This window comes from Pseudoalteromonas sp. ASV78 (assembly GCF_047806705.1).
GTDB lineage: Bacteria > Pseudomonadota > Gammaproteobacteria > Enterobacterales > Alteromonadaceae > Pseudoalteromonas > Pseudoalteromonas prydzensis_A.
Window position 1 is genome coordinate 412,311 of sequence record NZ_JBLOPA010000002.1, and the last position, 14,904, is coordinate 427,214.

Consider the following 14,904-nt stretch of genomic DNA (forward strand, 5'->3'; position numbering starts at 1 on the left):
AACCTGTCAGGTCTTTCGCTGAGAGGTTATTCCTAAAAGGAACCTCTGGCGAGTCAACATACAATGATTCATTTTTCGCCCTGAGGTTCCCTCGGGGTTTTTAGTTTTTAAATTAAAGGAAAAATGAATAATGAGTAATAGTAACCGTCTACGTATCGCCATCCAAAAAGGTGGCCGCCTTTCTAAAGATTGCCAAGACTTACTAAAGCAGCTAGGTGTTAAACTTAACTTACGTGAGCAACGTTTGATCGCCCACTCGACCAATATGCCGATTGACGTACTGCGTGTGCGCGATGACGATATCCCAGGTCTGGTAATGGATGGTGTGTGTGATTTAGGCATAGTAGGCGAAAACGTACTCGTTGAAGTACAAGCAGAGCGTCAGCGCCAAGGCGTACCAAGTGAAGTAACTAAATTGTCTAAACTTGATTTTGGCTACTGCCGCCTTGCACTCGCATGGCCACAAGAGCTAGGCAAACAAGATAAAAGCTGGTTTGAAGGCAAACGCATTGCTACCACCTACCCTGAAATCTTAACCCAATACTTAAAGCGTGAAGGCATAAACGCCAGCACAGTAATGCTGACTGGCTCGGTAGAAGTCGCGCCACGTGCCGGACTTGCTGACGCAATTTGTGATCTAGTATCTACCGGTGCCACGCTTGAAGCTAACGGCCTTATGCAAGGCGATACTATCTTAGAATCAAATGCCTGCCTTATCCAAAATAAAGACCTGCAAGATACCGACAAATTAGCGCTGATCAACAAACTTATGCCACGTTTACGCGGCGTGAGACAAGCCAAAGAAAGTAAATACATCATGCTCCATGCACCAAAAGATAAACTGGATGAGATTTGCGATATTTTACCAGGCTCGGGGCAACCAACGGTATTAGCACTAGCTGGCTCTGATGAGTACGTAGCCCTGCACATGGTAAGCAGCGAAACTTTATTCTGGGAAACCATGGAGCAATTAAAAGCACTTGGCGCAAATTCTATCTTGGTTATGCCAATTGAAAAGATGATGGAGTAACCAAATGCTGCGCTGGAATGAGGTATCCGCAGATGCACAAGCCGCGGCGCTAATGCGCCCTGCTGTAAGTGCAAGTGCTGAAGTTGAGGAAATTTGCCAAACCATTATGGCAAATGTAAAAGAGCAAGGCGATAGTGCCCTGCTCGCCATGGCAAAGCAATTTGATAACCGCACAACACCGCGGTTATTAGTGCCAAGCGAAGAAATAAATGATGCAGTGCAGCAGCTTAGCCCTGAGCTTAAGTATGCGATTGATACTGCTTATGCCAATGTTAAACGCTTTCACCAAGCGCAATTACCTAAAGATATTAAGTTGACCACCCAACCGGGTGTGTTATGCGAGCTAAAATATCAAGCCATTGAAGCGGTTGGTATTTATGTACCCGGTGGCAGTGCCCCATTACCTTCGTCGGTTATTATGCAAGGTGTACTGGCGCAGCTAAGTGGTGCGACAACCGTAGTGTTAGCAACACCGGTGCAAGGTGACTTACCGATTAACCCAGCAATTTTATATGCGGCTAAACTATGCGGTATCAAAACAATCGTAGAAAGTGGCGGCGCAGGTGCAATCGCCGCAATGGCCTATGGTACAGACTCAGTGCCCAAGGTGAATAAAATTTTTGGCCCGGGTAACAGCTTTGTAACTATGGCAAAACAACTAGTAGCTCAGACCATCCCAGGCATGGCGATTGATATGCCAGCGGGCCCATCTGAAGTATTAGTGATTGCCGATGAACGCGCAAACCCTGAATTTATTGCCGCTGATTTATTATCTCAAGCTGAGCACGGCGCGGACTCGCAAGTTATTTTACTTAGCAACAGTGAATTGACTATCACCCGCACTGAGCAAGCTATTGAGCGTCAGTTAGCTAACCTATCGCGTCAAGATATCGCCGCAAAAGCATTGGCTAATTCATCGCTTATTTTGGTTGATTCAATCGAACAAGCATTTGCTGTATCAGCGCAATACGGCCCTGAACACTTGATACTGCAACTAGCAGATGCTAACCCATATTTAAGCAAAGTTAAAAATGCCGGATCTGTGTTTGTCGGTGACTACACGCCAGAATCGGCTGGTGACTACGCCTCGGGTACTAATCACGTATTACCAACCTATGGTTACAGTGCCACTTATTCAAGCTTAAACTTGCTGGATTTTTTTCGCACTTATACCGTACAAACCATTACTCAAAATGGTTTAAAAAACTTATCAAAAGCAATTTTACCATTGGCTGATGCAGAAGGACTTGATGCCCACGCAAATGCCGTTAAGGTGCGTTTAGAGGCGATGAACAATGAGCAATAACCCTTTGTTACCCGCTAATATTGATGCATTAGCAGCATATAGTTCGGCAAAAAGTGAGAAACTAACCGGCACAACGTGGCTTAATGCCAATGAAAGCCCGTATGTTAAAAGTATCGATATCAGCATTAATGATTTAAACCGCTACCCTGATCCGCAACCGGCAAGCGTTATAAACCGTTATGCAAGTTACGCTCAGTTAACCCCTGAACAAGTATTGATGACCCGTGGTGCTGATGAAGGTATTGAGCTACTGGTACGCACCTATTGCCAACCAGCGCAAGATTCGGTTGCCTTATTTTTACCTACGTACGGCATGTACAAAGTAACGGCAGATACCCACAACGTAGCAATAAATGGCTTAAGCCAAGCATTATTACTCGATGGTACAGTTGATGAAATAGTCACCGCTGTTGGTAATAGCAAATTAGTGTTTATTTGTAATCCAAATAACCCAACAGGCAGCTTAACACCGCTTGAAAAAGTAAAGGCCATTGCCACAGCACTTGCCGATAAAGCACTGATCGTTGTGGATGAAGCCTATATTGAATTTTGCCCAGAGCAAAGTGCAAGCAAACTCATCAATGACTTTGCCAACATAGTTGTACTTAGAACGCTCTCTAAAGCATTTGCGTTAGCGGGCCTGCGTACGGGTTTTACCCTTGCCCAAGCGTCGGTACTAGCGCCAATACGTAAAGTAATTGCGCCGTATCCGGTATCAACCGTGGTTGCCAGTATTGCTGCAAGTGCTCTGAGCCCAGATGCCATTACCTCTATGCGTCGCCAAGTAAGCATTTTAAACGCACTGAGGGCAAAGCTTAAGCAGTGGCTCGAAGCCTCCCCTGCGGTATTACAAGTACTCAGTGGTGAAGGTAACTTTGTCACTCTAAAGCTAGCCGATAAAAACAGCTTTAATATCGCACTTGAGCAAGGCTTAGTGATGCGTGCTTTTACCTTATACGGTGAAAACGATTGGCTACGTATTTCAATCGGCAGTGAGCAAGAATTAGAACAAGTTAAAATATGGTTAGATGGCCTAAGCCAATCAGCCACTTTTGAAGAGCAGGAAGTATCATGAGCAACCCGTATTTATTTATCGACCGTGACGGCACTATTATCGAAGAGCCAATCACTGACAAACAAGTAGACAGTCTTGAAAAGCTGGCGTTTTTACCTAATGTGATCCCTGCTCTATTACAATTGCAAGGTGCGGGTTATCGTTTAGTGATGGTGTCAAACCAAGATGGTTTAGGCACAGATAGTTTCCCAACCGCGGATTTTGATATTGCCCAAGATAAGATGATGGCTATTTTATCAAGCCAAGGCATTAAATTTGATGAGGTGTTAATTTGCCCACATTTTAATGAGCAAAATTGTGATTGTCGTAAGCCAAAAACGGGTTTGCTTACCGAGTTAATGCGTTCAGGCAAAGTCGATTTAGCACGCTCATTTGTGATTGGCGATCGCCAAACAGATATTGGTCTTGCCCAAAACTTATGCTGCGAAGGCATTTTGTATGACGGTGACTGGAACGCGATTGTTACTAAGCTGACCACCGCCGACCGTCAAGGCCGCATTACTCGCAATACCAAAGAAACGCAAATTGATGTCAAACTCAATTTAGATCAAAGTAAAAATGGCGAGATCAGCACAGGCCTTGGTTTTTTTGATCACATGCTTGATCAAATTCGCACCCACGCCAACATTGGCCTTGATATTCAAGCCAGTGGCGATTTACACATTGACGAGCACCACCTTGTTGAAGATATCGGTATTGCCCTTGGTTTAGCCCTTAAGCAAGCCCTTGGTACTAAATCGCAAATTGCTCGCTACGGGTTTGCCCTGCCGATGGATGAATGCAAAGCAGAAGCGCAAATCGATTTATCGGGGCGTGCCTCATTTGTATTAAACGCCAACTTTAGCCGTGAAAAAGCCGGTGATTTAGACGTACAAATGGTTGAGCATTTTTTCAAAAGTTTAAGCGACAATGCAGCAGTGAGCTTAATACTGTCGGTTAGCGACGGTAACTGTCATCACCAAGTTGAAGGTTTATTTAAAGCGTTTTCTCGCGCTTTACGTATGGCCATTGCCGCTGATGCCAGCCAACAAACCGCCAGCTCTAAGGGGTGTTTATGATTGCCATCATTAATACCGGTTGCGCCAACATAAACTCAGTGCGCTTTGCTTTTGAACGCCTTGGCCAAACGCCTGAGGTTATTACCTCACCAGAGCAACTTAAAAACTTTGAACGCGCCATTTTACCCGGAGTTGGTCATGCATCAGTTGCCATGAAGCGCTTAGTTGATGGCGGCTGGCAACAAGCGATAAATGACTACCAACGCCCGCTGATGGGGATTTGTTTAGGTATGCAGCTTTTGTGCGACAGCACTGAAGAAGGTAATGTGCAATGTTTGGGTAAAATCCCAGGGCACGTTAAAGCGCTGGATGTGGGCAGTTTAACCTCGCCGCACATGGGCTGGAACAATCTTACCGTTAACCGTGAACATGCGCTCACCAAAGGCCTTGATGCAAACGACCAAGTGTATTTTGTACACAGTTTTGCCCATACAGTAAATGACGCAACACTTGTTAGCGGCGAATACGGGCAAACATTTTCGGCGATTGTTGCCAACGATAACTACGCGGGCATGCAATTTCACCCTGAGCGTAGCGCTAAAGTCGGCACTCGGTTATTACAGAACTTTTTAGACTGGCAAGTTTAATCAAATATTTATAAAGAGAATTCAAGTGATTATTCCAGCATTAGATGTATTACAAAATCAAATCGTGCGTTTATACCAAGGTAAGTACGATACTGCGCAATTTTACCCGTTTGAGCTTGGCGCGCGCTTACAAGAGTACGCACAAAGCGGCGCAGGTAAATTGCACCTTGTTGATTTAGAAGGTGCACGCGATCCAAGTAAAAAACAATGGCAACACATTCAAGCAGCCACTAAAGCACTTAACGTGCCGTATCAAGTCGGTGGCGGTATTCGTACCGAGCAAGACGTAAGTGACTGGCTTAAAGCCGGCGCCAACCAAGTGGTGATTGGCTCTATGGCAGTTGAAAAACGTGATGAAGTGAAAGGCTGGATTGAAAAATTCGCTGCCAAGCACTTTGTTATCGCCCTCGATGTTAATAAAACCGACAATGGCTGGGCACCTGCCACTCACGGTTGGTTAAGTGAATCTGAATTTGGCTTATTTGAATTAGTCGATTTTTATGTGGCATTGGGTGTGATTGATTTTCTATGCACGGACATCAGTAAAGACGGCACCATGACCGGCCCTTCGTTTGCACTGTACCAAGATTTAGCGAACCACAATAGCGATATTAAAGTGCAAGCATCTGGTGGCGTAAGCTCACTTGATGACATTAAAAAGCTCAAAGAACTAGGCGTAGGTGGCGTTATTTTAGGTAAGTCACTACTTGATGGCGCATTTAATGTTGAGGAGGCGCTGGTATGTTATCAAAACGCATAATCCCTTGTTTAGACGTAAAAGACGGCCAAGTAGTCAAAGGCGTTAAATTTAAAGGCCACGAGATTGTTGGTGATATTTTAACGCTTGCCCAAGCTTACAGTGAAGCGGGCGCAGACGAACTGGTATTTTATGAAATTAGCGCCAGTGTTGAAAAACGCCTACTCGATGTGAATTGGGTAGAAAGCATTGCCCGCCATATTGATATTCCATTTTGTGTTGCGGGTGGTATTAAATCAGTTGCCGATGCGGCGCGCGTACTTGAACGCGGCGCGGATAAAATCAGTATCAACAGCCCTGCTATTGCCCGTCCTGAGCTTATCAAAGAACTACACGATGAGTTTGGTAAGCAATGTGTAGTGGTCGGCATTGATAGCTTTTACGATGAAGTAACTGGCGAATATTTAGTGTATCAGCTTACTGGCGATCCTAATGCGTCAAGCCGCACCCGTTATAAAACGCAAGAGTGGGTAAAACGCGTGCAAGACTTAGGCGCAGGCGAAATCGTACTCAACTGCATGAATCAAGACGGTGTACGTAATGGTTACGATAACCAGCAGTTATCTAAAATGCGTGCTTTATGTGATATACCACTGATCGCCTCAGGCGGCGCTGGCAGCATGCAAGATTTTGTCGATGTATTTCAGCAAAGCCACGTTGATGGCGCACTCGCTGCGAGTGTTTTTCACAAAAATGTGATCAACATTGGCGAACTAAAACAATATTTAATCGATAACCAAGTGGCGGCGCGACTATGCAACTAACCAAACAAAACCTGACCCAAGTTGATTTTGCAAAAAGCGAATTGATCCCAGCTATAGTGCAAGATGCCCGTACGGGTGTGATTTTAATGCAAGGTTTTATGAATCAAGAGTCGCTGGCAGTGACCTTTGATAAGCAAAAAGTGACCTTTTACTCGCGTTCAAAAAACCGTTTATGGACCAAAGGCGAAACCTCTGAGAATTACCTAGAAGTGGTGTCTGTTCATACTGATTGCGACTATGACTCAATCTTAGTGCTGGCTAACCCACTTGGGCCAACTTGTCACTTAGGCACACAAAGTTGTTTTGGTGATGCTGCAAAACCAAGCCTAAGCTTTTTAGCCCAACTTGAGCAAGTGATTGTCGCGCGTAAAAATGACGACCCGGAAACAAGCTACACCGCCTCTTTGTTTGCTAAAGATTTAAGCCGCAGCTGCCAAAAAGTCGGCGAAGAAGGCGTTGAAGTTGCACTTGCTGCGATGAAACACGACAACGAAGAGCTCACTAATGAATCAGCTGATTTGTTATATCACCTAATCGTGTTACTACAACGCCAAGGCTTAGAGCTGAAAGACGTGGTTGCGTGTTTGCAAGGAAGGCATAAGTAAAATTGCTATTAAGCGCTGAGCGTTGCTCAGCGCCCTGTTTGCAAGATCTTTGAGTAAATCAGCTATCGCTCCTGTGGGACGTACTTTAGCGCATGAATTCCGACAACTTATACTGTCGTCATAAATGACGACCTTGTATGAATAAGGAAGCCGTTCTAACTGACCGTGCGGGTCGTAGATTGGCTCAAGGCATTTGTTGCTCTCTCCTCATTTACTTCTCATTCCCTTCTCTTTGTGCAAACGATCTTTAAGTGAATTACTCACAAAGAGGCGCTGCGCTTTAGAGGCACACATAAAAGCGAGTTAACAAAATAATCCACTTCTCTTTAAACCTTTCAATCACTGTGTGCGACTAAACTTAAAACACTACAAAATAAAAGGGAATAATAATGATTAACACATTCACACGACTGACTCTGATTAGCGCTGCACTGCTATCAGCTCAAGCTTTGGCTTGGAATAACGAGATGACACTACAAGACACAAAACAGCTTACCCTTGATGCTCAATCACTATCAGTATTAAATGTTGAGGCAGGTTCGGGCTTTTTACATATCGTAGGCAGTAATACCAACACCGTAACGGTAAAGGCTGAAATTTATCAAGATGAAGCGCACGACAACTACTGCCTTGCTTTAGATAAAAGTGGCAACTCAGCAAAATTAACTGCGAATAATTGTGACAGTAATAATGACCAACCAACGCGCATTGATTTAACGGTTTCAATACCGAAAACATTTACCCTTGATATTACTGATGGCTCTGGTGATATCTCGATTGAAAATGCAGCTACAACCAAAATCAATGATGGCTCTGGCGCGATTAAAATCAATAATATTACGGGTCAATTAACCATTGAAGATGGCTCTGGCGCAATCACTGCGAGCAATATTACTGACAACGTAAATATCCATGACGGCTCTGGCAGTATTGAACTGGCAAACACTCAAGGTGATGTAATTATTCATGACGGTTCGGGCAGTATCGATGTGCAAAACATTGGCGGCAACGTTACTGTGAGTGATGGCTCCGGTGGTATTTATGTCAACAAAGCTGCTAGCTTTACATTACTTGCTGATGGCTCAGGTAGCGTAACAATAAAAAATGTACCCGTTCAAAATCGATAAGTGGCTGCGTTTAATTAAAATAAGGGCTAGTCGTCAAAAAATAGCGCTGCGGACGTTTGATATAAGTCATGCAATGATTTTATTTTCACGTCTTTAATGGCATTTTTTCAAGCCCTTAGGTATCCTTTAAGCAACTTCGAAGGATTAGCTATCACATAAGGATAGTCCACTATGAAAAAGTATTTATCGGTATTATTAACAGGCCTTATTTTATCGGGTTGTAGCAGCTTCACGACTGAGCAAAAAGCAAGTATTGATAACCTCACGCCTTGTGAAAAAATCAATGGTTTATTAGCCGCCTACGACTCACGTTTTGAGGTGTTAAAGCGCACCCGCGTAAATACAAAGTACGCAGAAACCTGGACAGCTAAATACAATCTCGTTGGTGATGCATGCCAAATCAGTGCTCTGGATGCCGATACGGTGACTTATCGTTGTCAAGATAACTACCAAGAGCAAACGCAAGCAGTGGCCATTCATCAAAAGGCGGTTGACTTCACCCGCGCTTGTTTAGCGCAAAATAACTGGCATGAACAACAAAAAGAATCTGCTGATTCATTACGTACTACCTTTGTACTTGATGAAAAAAACCCAGCGATTTCAATTCATACTGGAAAAACATTATCACGCTCAACGCCATGGTCTACCTCATTTGAAGTAGGTAAATCAGTAGCAAATAAATAGCATTAAAACCATAAAACAGGTCAGCAAATGTTGGCCTGCTTGGCTAAGGATTTATGAATTCAACACCAAAAAAAAGTTCATCGCTATTAAAAACCGACTGCATTGGTAAATGCCACCGCCTCAAGGGCTATTGCAGAGGCTGCGGCCGAACTAGCGACGAAATATTTGACTGGATCATTTTATCAGACCAAGAGAAACAAACTATTTTAGATACTCCCAGAGAGGATGTTAATAATCCATAGCTTATTAAGGTGCATTACGTTGCGACGGGTCGCGTTTAAAGTCTTTAATTAATTGCTTAGGATCAAGTCGCTCGCGTTGCTTACTTGCTGCCTCAGCCCACCACAGTAACTGATTAAACGACCGCGAAAAATATTCGCGCCATGATGCTTGCTCTGCCTCATTGTTTGTTTCACCACTTTCAATAAATACATCCTGCGCTTTTGGCACATGGATCATAGCTGACACCGGCAAACAGCCAAGCTCACTTAAAAAGCTGCGCATGCCAACAGCAGCGCGCACCCCGCCCCACTGCCCTGCAGAGTACGTAACAATAGCGCTGGGTTTATAAGCAAATAAAGAACTACCAAAGTGGTTTAACAAATTAGCCAATGCCGGACTCATTGAATGATTGTACTCAGGGCTGACCATAATAAACCCATCGCTGGCTGTAATTTTTGCCGCTAGGTCATCGAGTTTTTTAGGTAACTCGGCTTGTGAATAAGCAAAGTGCGGTTTGAATATAGGGTCAAGGTCGTAATCTAGCGGATCTATCAGTTCAATATCATGGTCACTGTATTGCTCAAGCAAACAGCGTTGGCATGCCTTGGCGACTCTTTCACCGAGACGTGCCGGCTTAGGTGGCGAACTATTTCGAACTGAACCTAAAAAAATCAATAGTCTCATGTACTAGCACTCCATTTTATTTAAATCAATATACGAATATAAACGTAAATTTGTAAGGTAGGTCGTAAATAAAACCTACCTTACAAGCAAAACACAAAATGCATGGTTAAACATTAATGTGGATCACGCTTTAACCCAATAGCTAACGTTACTAAGCTTTATCGAGCGCTTGGCTTACATCAGCAATGATATCGTCGATGTTTTCTATCCCCACTGATAAACGAATTAAATCGCGACTAACTCCTGCATTGGCAAGCTCTTCATCGTTTAATTGGCGATGTGTAGTAGATGCTGGGTGACAAGCCAGTGACTTTGCATCGCCGATATTCACTAAACGTAAAATCATCTTTAGCGCATCAATAAAGCGAGTGCCAGCTTCAAGGCCACCGGCAATACCAAAACTTAAAATACCTGACGCCTTACCATTGGTAATTTTTTGGCTCATTTCGTTATACGGACTTGATTTTAATCCCGCGTAATTAACCCAAAGCACCTTAGGATGGCTCTCTAAATATTCAGCAATTTTTTGCGCATTTTCGCAGTGGCGATCCATTCTTAGCCCTAAAGTTTCAAGGCCAATTAAAATATCAGAGGCGTTTTTAGGCGCAAGTGCCGCACCGGTATTTCTCAGTGGTACAACGCGACAGCGACCAATAAACGCCGCTTCAGCAAAGGCATCGGTATACACCACATTATGATACGACGGATCAGGCTCATTCATCATCGCAAAACGAGTGGCATTGGCTTGCCAGTCAAACTTGCCCGAATCAACAATTATGCCGCCAATCGCCGTACCATGGCCGTTAATATATTTAGTAAGCGAATGCACCACAATATCGGCGCCTAGCTCAAATGGCCGGCATAAATACGGCGTTGCTACCGTGTTATCTACAATCAGCGGCACGCCTTTTATTTTAGCTAATCGAGTGATATCAACAATATTCCCTGCAGGGTTACCAATTGATTCACAAAATACTGCGCGGGTATTCTCATCAATCGCGTTTTCAAAACCGGCAAAGTCATCCGCTTTGATCATCCGCGCTTCAATACCTTGGCGCGGTAAACTATGGGCAAATAAGTTATAGGTACCGCCATATACTTGGCTGGTACTGACAATATTAGTGCCCACTTCACATAAACATTGAATCGCGTAAGTGATGGCCGCCATACCAGAGGCCACAGCAAGCGCACCAATGCCCCCTTCCATGGCCGCAATACGCTGTTCAAGCACAGCATTGGTCGGATTCATGATGCGGGTATAAATATTCCCAGGTACTTTTAAATCAAATAAATCAGCACCATGTTGAGTATTATCAAACGTATACGATGAAGTGTTGTAAATCGGCACCGCCGCCGATTTAGTTGTCGGTTCAGACTCGTAACCGTGATGCAGCGCTAAAGACTCAAGTTTCATAATTATTTCCTTCAATTAATTTGCCACTAAGCTAGCATTTATTGGTTATAAAGTGCACATGAAATAGATTAAAAGATGTTGAAGTAATTAGATTTAAGTTAAAGTCGGCTAAGAGCGATAACCTGACATTGACAAAATATAATAGCTAATTTAGTGGTCAAACTGTTGTATGCTCACATATTTAAGGAAATGAGCGAAGCGCGTAGATTGTTCCATTTAGCTTTGCTTAAAGATAATAGAAAACTTAGTGATAGTAATATCTTAGCTAATTTGTTAAAACTGTGTAAAGTATACATATGAGTGTGGTCGGAGCAGAAATATCCGTACTTCGCGCACTATAAAATATTATGTTTTTAAGGACATCATATAGAGTGAATTTAGGGCATTACACAATGTGGGTCAGAGTCCTAGCGTATTTATTAATCTAAACGAGCTTAACCATTTATTTAGAGGAGGATTCGCTATGGTAAAACAAGTGCTTTACAAAGTCGGTGTCACAACCGCCCTAGTCACGTTAGGGTGGCTATCGTTTTTTACTTCGTTCCTAATCGACGATTTAACATTAGTAGCATGTCTACAAACGGTTGCTAGGGTTCTGCCCTAAGTTCATTTTGCTAAAGTGGTGTAAAAAACAGTCGGCTTTTGCTCCCTCGTCGCTGATTTTAACCAACTCTATTTTGCCCCTTGAGTAGGCGTTGAGGCTGTAGAGTTATTCTACAGTCTTGCTATATGCAAATACTATATCTACATTGGAGAGTTTAATTTGTATCAAGATATACCAATTAATAAGTGGCCTGCCTTTGATGTATTGTGGGATGAAAGTTTAAATAACATCCACTTTTATGATGATGGTTTCAGCGCTGAGTCCGTAGTGAAACGTCATCCTAATGGTTTGAAAATTGCAGATATTGAGTTGAATGAGTTAGATGAAAACCTCTTCCATATGTATCGACAGAGAGTCGATGAATTCTGGGATGTAGGGTTTAAAAGTAAAAAATCTGAAGCGATAGAACATTGGGTATCTAAAGGAATAATGACTCCTTGTAAATTATGCGTCCATGATAATAAAATGCAAATAAATTTAGGAGGAGGGAATCACCGTTTAGCGGTAGCAAGAGCTAAGGGCTAAGGGCTAAGGGCTCAAAATTAATTCCAATTTTGTTTGACCCAAGAGACCAAGCTGATTTAAGCAATATTATCCACTTACACAATGTTAGATCTCCTGCCTGAAATTAAATTGCAACAAGTGAATAAGTTTCACACCGTCCGCTTTTTGGCACAAAGTAGACATAAGTAATCACAAGTTATACCTATTAAAAAGGCGCTTCCTGTTAAGGTAAGCGCCCTGCTATTTCACTCATTACTTATTTTACGATTTTCATTTCGTCTAATAAGTTTTGTGCGTTGTCTACTTTATCCATTACCCACAGCATGTAGCGTGAGTCAACGTGGATAGAGCGATTAAGTGCTGGGTTGTAATCCCAGTCACCAATAATGCTTTCGTACACACCATCAAACAGTAAGCCTACCAGTTCGGCTTTGCCATTAAGCGTAGGTGAACCTGAGTTACCACCGGTAGTATCCACATTCGATAAGAAGTTAACCGGTACGGTATTCATGCCACCGGTGTAGTCACCAAATATTTTAGCCTTGATTTGCTGTTGCAGTTTTTCAGGCGCGTTAAATGGATCAACATCGGTGTTTTTTGCAAGTAGCCCTTCAAGTGTTGTAAACGGTGTTGCTACCAAACCGTCTTGTGGTGAATAACCGCCAACGGTGCCATAGGTTACCCGTAACGTACTGTTAGCATCTGCATACACAGGTTTATTCTGCGCTTTATTGTAAGCAATAATTGCCGCCATTAATTGTGGACGCGCTGCTTGTAATTTACCTGTAAGTGCTTTGTTTTCGTCTTCTTCTGCTTTCATCACCGCAAAAATTGCTTTTGCATATTGAATGAATGGGTCTTGATTTTGTTCAAGCTCAGCAAATGATTGCTGAGACAATGCAATGCGCACGTCTTCATCATTAAGTGTTGAATTAGCATACATTTTCGATAGTAATGCACTGTGCTTGGCTTTATCAAAGCCATTTTCTAGCTTAAACACTTTATCAACCTCAGCAAAACGTTCTTGCTTTGGCAGCGCAGCGTATAACTCTAAAAAGTGCAGTAAGATTGCTTTATCAACGTTTGCATCAAAACGGCGGGTCATACGTTTTAAACCAGCTTCAAAGCGAGGTAAGTCACGCTCTTGATAACCTGATTCACGCTCGCTATCAGGTTTTTGTTGCTCATACGCTAAGCGATATAAGCTACGTGCGGTGCTGATCATTTGTGAGCGGTGCACATAGCCAAGCATACGATCACGTTCGTTATGCTGTTGTGATTGTGCCACCAGCGTTGATAAATCATTTAACACCGTACCGTATTGTTGTTTACGCTTACGATCGCTGTTTATCCAGGTTGTTAAATCTTGCTCAAACTGTTTTTTACGCTCATACATAGTGCCTTTATTAAAGCTTTCTATCATTGAACCATAGTTTTTAATGTAGTTATTATAGCCCGCAATGGTGCTTTCATAAGCAATGCGCGCTTTACTGCCATCTTCTGAGTTTTCTTCAATTAAAGACACATATTTTGAATTATGCTCGCGCGACTTTGGATAACTGGTATTAAATACATAATCAACTTCAGCAGCAATGCGGTAACGGTTAGTGCGCCCAGGGTAACCTGTGACCATCACAAAGTCGCCCTCTTGCACGCCTTTGGCACTGACACTGAGATATGACTCAGGCACATAGGGCACATTATCTTCGCTAAATTCAGCTGGCTTGCCATCTTTACCCACATAGGCACGATAGAAAGAAAAATCCCCAGTGTGGCGCGGCCACATCCAGTTATCAATATCGCCGCCATATTTACCTACGCCCATAGCGGGCGCGTAAGCTAAACGTACATCTTTTATTTCCAGTGATTTGATCAAGTAAAACTCTAAACCACCATGAAATGAATACACATTACAGCGGTAATTTTTATCTGCTTCACACTGTGCCACTAGCGCTTTTTCGTTTTTCTCTAGCGCGTCGTAGCGCGCTTTTGCGCTGAGTTTTTCAGTACCTTTTATTACTTTGTTAGTCACGTCGGTAACTGTTTCAGTTACATACACTCTGGAGCCGGGTGCCGCTGGTAAGTCTTCAGCCGGCGTTTTTGCTAAAAAGCCGTTTTCTAAAATATTGTTCTCTGGTGTTGAGTTATATTGAATCGAACCATAAGCACAGTGATGATTGGTAACCACAAGGCCTTTTGGCGATACAAATGATGCCGTACAGCCACCAAGGCTTATCACTGCATTCATTGGGAACTCGGTTAATTTAGAAATCGATTTAGCGTCAATTTCCAGCCCTTTGGCTTTTAGAATTGATTCTAGATCAGGAAGTTGGTGTGGTTGCCACATGCCTTCATCAGCAAATGAGGTGCCCGAGATTGCAATAGCAAGTGTGGCGATGAGTGGTTTTAAACGCATTTTTTAATCCTTTTTATTGTTTCTAAAGTAGGTTACGCGTGAACGCGTATTAGGGTCAATATTTCTG

Annotated in this window: 15 protein-coding genes; 12 read left to right on the top strand and 3 right to left on the bottom strand. The window is 43.0% G+C overall.

Annotation, left to right across the window (positions count from 1 at the left end):
- Positions 1 to 130 precede the first annotated feature (130 nt).
- From hisG to ACMVDV_RS19955, 11 genes are all read left to right on the top strand, one after another.
- Positions 131 to 1,030 (top strand): ATP phosphoribosyltransferase, encoded by a 900-nt coding sequence (gene hisG / locus ACMVDV_RS19905; RefSeq protein WP_304183667.1) that lies wholly within the window; start codon positions 131 to 133, stop codon positions 1,028 to 1,030.
- A gap of 4 nt (positions 1,031 to 1,034) precedes the next feature.
- On the top strand, positions 1,035 to 2,336 hold the full coding sequence (hisD, locus tag ACMVDV_RS19910) for a histidinol dehydrogenase (RefSeq protein WP_416159369.1): 1,302 nt from the start codon (positions 1,035 to 1,037) through the stop codon (positions 2,334 to 2,336).
- Positions 2,326 to 3,411, top strand: a complete 1,086-nt coding sequence (hisC, locus tag ACMVDV_RS19915) for a histidinol-phosphate transaminase (RefSeq protein WP_416159370.1) — start codon at positions 2,326 to 2,328, stop codon at positions 3,409 to 3,411. Before hisD ends, hisC begins: the two co-directional genes overlap by 11 nt.
- Positions 3,408 to 4,469 carry a bifunctional histidinol-phosphatase/imidazoleglycerol-phosphate dehydratase HisB gene (gene hisB, locus ACMVDV_RS19920; RefSeq protein WP_416159371.1) on the top strand — a complete coding sequence of 354 codons (1,062 nt, stop codon included), beginning with the start codon at positions 3,408 to 3,410 and terminating at the stop codon, positions 4,467 to 4,469. Before hisC ends, hisB begins: the two co-directional genes overlap by 4 nt.
- Positions 4,466 to 5,056: an imidazole glycerol phosphate synthase subunit HisH gene (hisH, locus tag ACMVDV_RS19925; protein WP_416159372.1), complete on the top strand. Its 591-nt coding sequence runs from the start codon at positions 4,466 to 4,468 to the stop codon at positions 5,054 to 5,056. The genes hisB and hisH overlap by 4 nt, the downstream gene beginning before the upstream one ends.
- A gap of 25 nt (positions 5,057 to 5,081) precedes the next feature.
- Complete coding sequence (locus tag ACMVDV_RS19930; RefSeq protein WP_416159373.1) at positions 5,082 to 5,816, top strand: 1-(5-phosphoribosyl)-5-[(5-phosphoribosylamino)methylideneamino] imidazole-4-carboxamide isomerase; 735 nt, start codon at positions 5,082 to 5,084, stop codon at positions 5,814 to 5,816.
- A complete protein-coding gene (gene hisF / locus ACMVDV_RS19935; protein WP_416159374.1) occupies positions 5,798 to 6,577 on the top strand; it encodes an imidazole glycerol phosphate synthase subunit HisF in 780 nt (259 codons plus the stop codon). The genes ACMVDV_RS19930 and hisF overlap by 19 nt, the downstream gene beginning before the upstream one ends.
- Complete coding sequence (gene hisIE, locus ACMVDV_RS19940) at positions 6,568 to 7,182, top strand: bifunctional phosphoribosyl-AMP cyclohydrolase/phosphoribosyl-ATP diphosphatase HisIE (protein WP_416159375.1); 615 nt, start codon at positions 6,568 to 6,570, stop codon at positions 7,180 to 7,182. Before hisF ends, hisIE begins: the two co-directional genes overlap by 10 nt.
- A 389-nt stretch (positions 7,183 to 7,571) precedes the next feature.
- A complete protein-coding gene (locus ACMVDV_RS19945; RefSeq protein ID WP_416159376.1) occupies positions 7,572 to 8,309 on the top strand; it encodes a hypothetical protein in 738 nt (245 codons plus the stop codon).
- 171 nt (positions 8,310 to 8,480) lie between these two features.
- Positions 8,481 to 8,993, top strand: coding sequence for a hypothetical protein (locus tag ACMVDV_RS19950; RefSeq protein WP_283709233.1), 513 nt, complete (start codon positions 8,481 to 8,483; stop codon positions 8,991 to 8,993).
- A gap of 53 nt (positions 8,994 to 9,046) precedes the next feature.
- Positions 9,047 to 9,235, top strand: coding sequence for a DUF1289 domain-containing protein (locus ACMVDV_RS19955; RefSeq protein WP_416159377.1), 189 nt, complete (start codon positions 9,047 to 9,049; stop codon positions 9,233 to 9,235).
- A 4-nt stretch (positions 9,236 to 9,239) separates the two neighbouring features.
- Here the strand turns inward: ACMVDV_RS19955 and ACMVDV_RS19960 are convergent, their stop codons facing one another.
- Together ACMVDV_RS19960 and ACMVDV_RS19965 are read right to left on the bottom strand one after the other, a co-directional pair.
- Positions 9,240 to 9,899: an NADPH-dependent FMN reductase gene (locus ACMVDV_RS19960; protein ID WP_283709231.1), complete on the bottom strand. Its 660-nt coding sequence runs from the start codon at positions 9,897 to 9,899 to the stop codon at positions 9,240 to 9,242.
- Between the two features lie 151 nt (positions 9,900 to 10,050).
- Positions 10,051 to 11,313, bottom strand: coding sequence for an O-acetylhomoserine aminocarboxypropyltransferase/cysteine synthase family protein (locus ACMVDV_RS19965; protein ID WP_416159378.1), 1,263 nt, complete (start codon positions 11,311 to 11,313; stop codon positions 10,051 to 10,053).
- Positions 11,314 to 12,076: 763 nt separating this feature from the next.
- Here ACMVDV_RS19965 and ACMVDV_RS19970 point away from each other — a divergent pair.
- Positions 12,077 to 12,442 (top strand): hypothetical protein, encoded by a 366-nt coding sequence (locus ACMVDV_RS19970; RefSeq protein WP_416159379.1) that lies wholly within the window; start codon positions 12,077 to 12,079, stop codon positions 12,440 to 12,442.
- 235 nt (positions 12,443 to 12,677) lie between these two features.
- Here ACMVDV_RS19970 and ACMVDV_RS19975 read toward each other — a convergent pair whose 3' ends face one another.
- The gene (locus ACMVDV_RS19975) at positions 12,678 to 14,837 is read right to left on the bottom strand and encodes a S46 family peptidase (protein WP_416159380.1); all 2,160 of its coding nucleotides are present in this window, start codon (positions 14,835 to 14,837) and stop codon (positions 12,678 to 12,680) included.
- Positions 14,838 to 14,904 lie beyond the last annotated feature (67 nt).

Excerpts from the sequence above, each read along its gene's own strand:
- hisG (WP_304183667.1), top strand. The coding sequence starts at position 131 with ATGAGTAATAGTAACCGTCTACGTATCGCCATCCAAAAAGGTGGCCGC.
- hisD (WP_416159369.1), top strand. The coding sequence starts at position 1,035 with ATGCTGCGCTGGAATGAGGTATCCGCAGATGCACAAGCCGCGGCGCTA.
- hisC (WP_416159370.1), top strand. The coding sequence starts at position 2,326 with ATGAGCAATAACCCTTTGTTACCCGCTAATATTGATGCATTAGCAGCA.
- hisB (WP_416159371.1), top strand. The coding sequence starts at position 3,408 with ATGAGCAACCCGTATTTATTTATCGACCGTGACGGCACTATTATCGAA.
- hisH (WP_416159372.1), top strand. The coding sequence starts at position 4,466 with ATGATTGCCATCATTAATACCGGTTGCGCCAACATAAACTCAGTGCGC.
- hisF (WP_416159374.1), top strand. The coding sequence starts at position 5,798 with ATGTTATCAAAACGCATAATCCCTTGTTTAGACGTAAAAGACGGCCAA.
- hisIE (WP_416159375.1), top strand. The coding sequence starts at position 6,568 with ATGCAACTAACCAAACAAAACCTGACCCAAGTTGATTTTGCAAAAAGC.
- ACMVDV_RS19945 (WP_416159376.1), top strand. The coding sequence starts at position 7,572 with ATGATTAACACATTCACACGACTGACTCTGATTAGCGCTGCACTGCTA.
- ACMVDV_RS19950 (WP_283709233.1), top strand. The coding sequence starts at position 8,481 with ATGAAAAAGTATTTATCGGTATTATTAACAGGCCTTATTTTATCGGGT.
- ACMVDV_RS19955 (WP_416159377.1), top strand. The coding sequence starts at position 9,047 with ATGAATTCAACACCAAAAAAAAGTTCATCGCTATTAAAAACCGACTGC.
- ACMVDV_RS19960 (WP_283709231.1), bottom strand. The coding sequence starts at position 9,899 with ATGAGACTATTGATTTTTTTAGGTTCAGTTCGAAATAGTTCGCCACCT.
- ACMVDV_RS19965 (WP_416159378.1), bottom strand. The coding sequence starts at position 11,313 with ATGAAACTTGAGTCTTTAGCGCTGCATCACGGTTACGAGTCTGAACCG.
- ACMVDV_RS19975 (WP_416159380.1), bottom strand. The coding sequence starts at position 14,837 with ATGCGTTTAAAACCACTCATCGCCACACTTGCTATTGCAATCTCGGGC.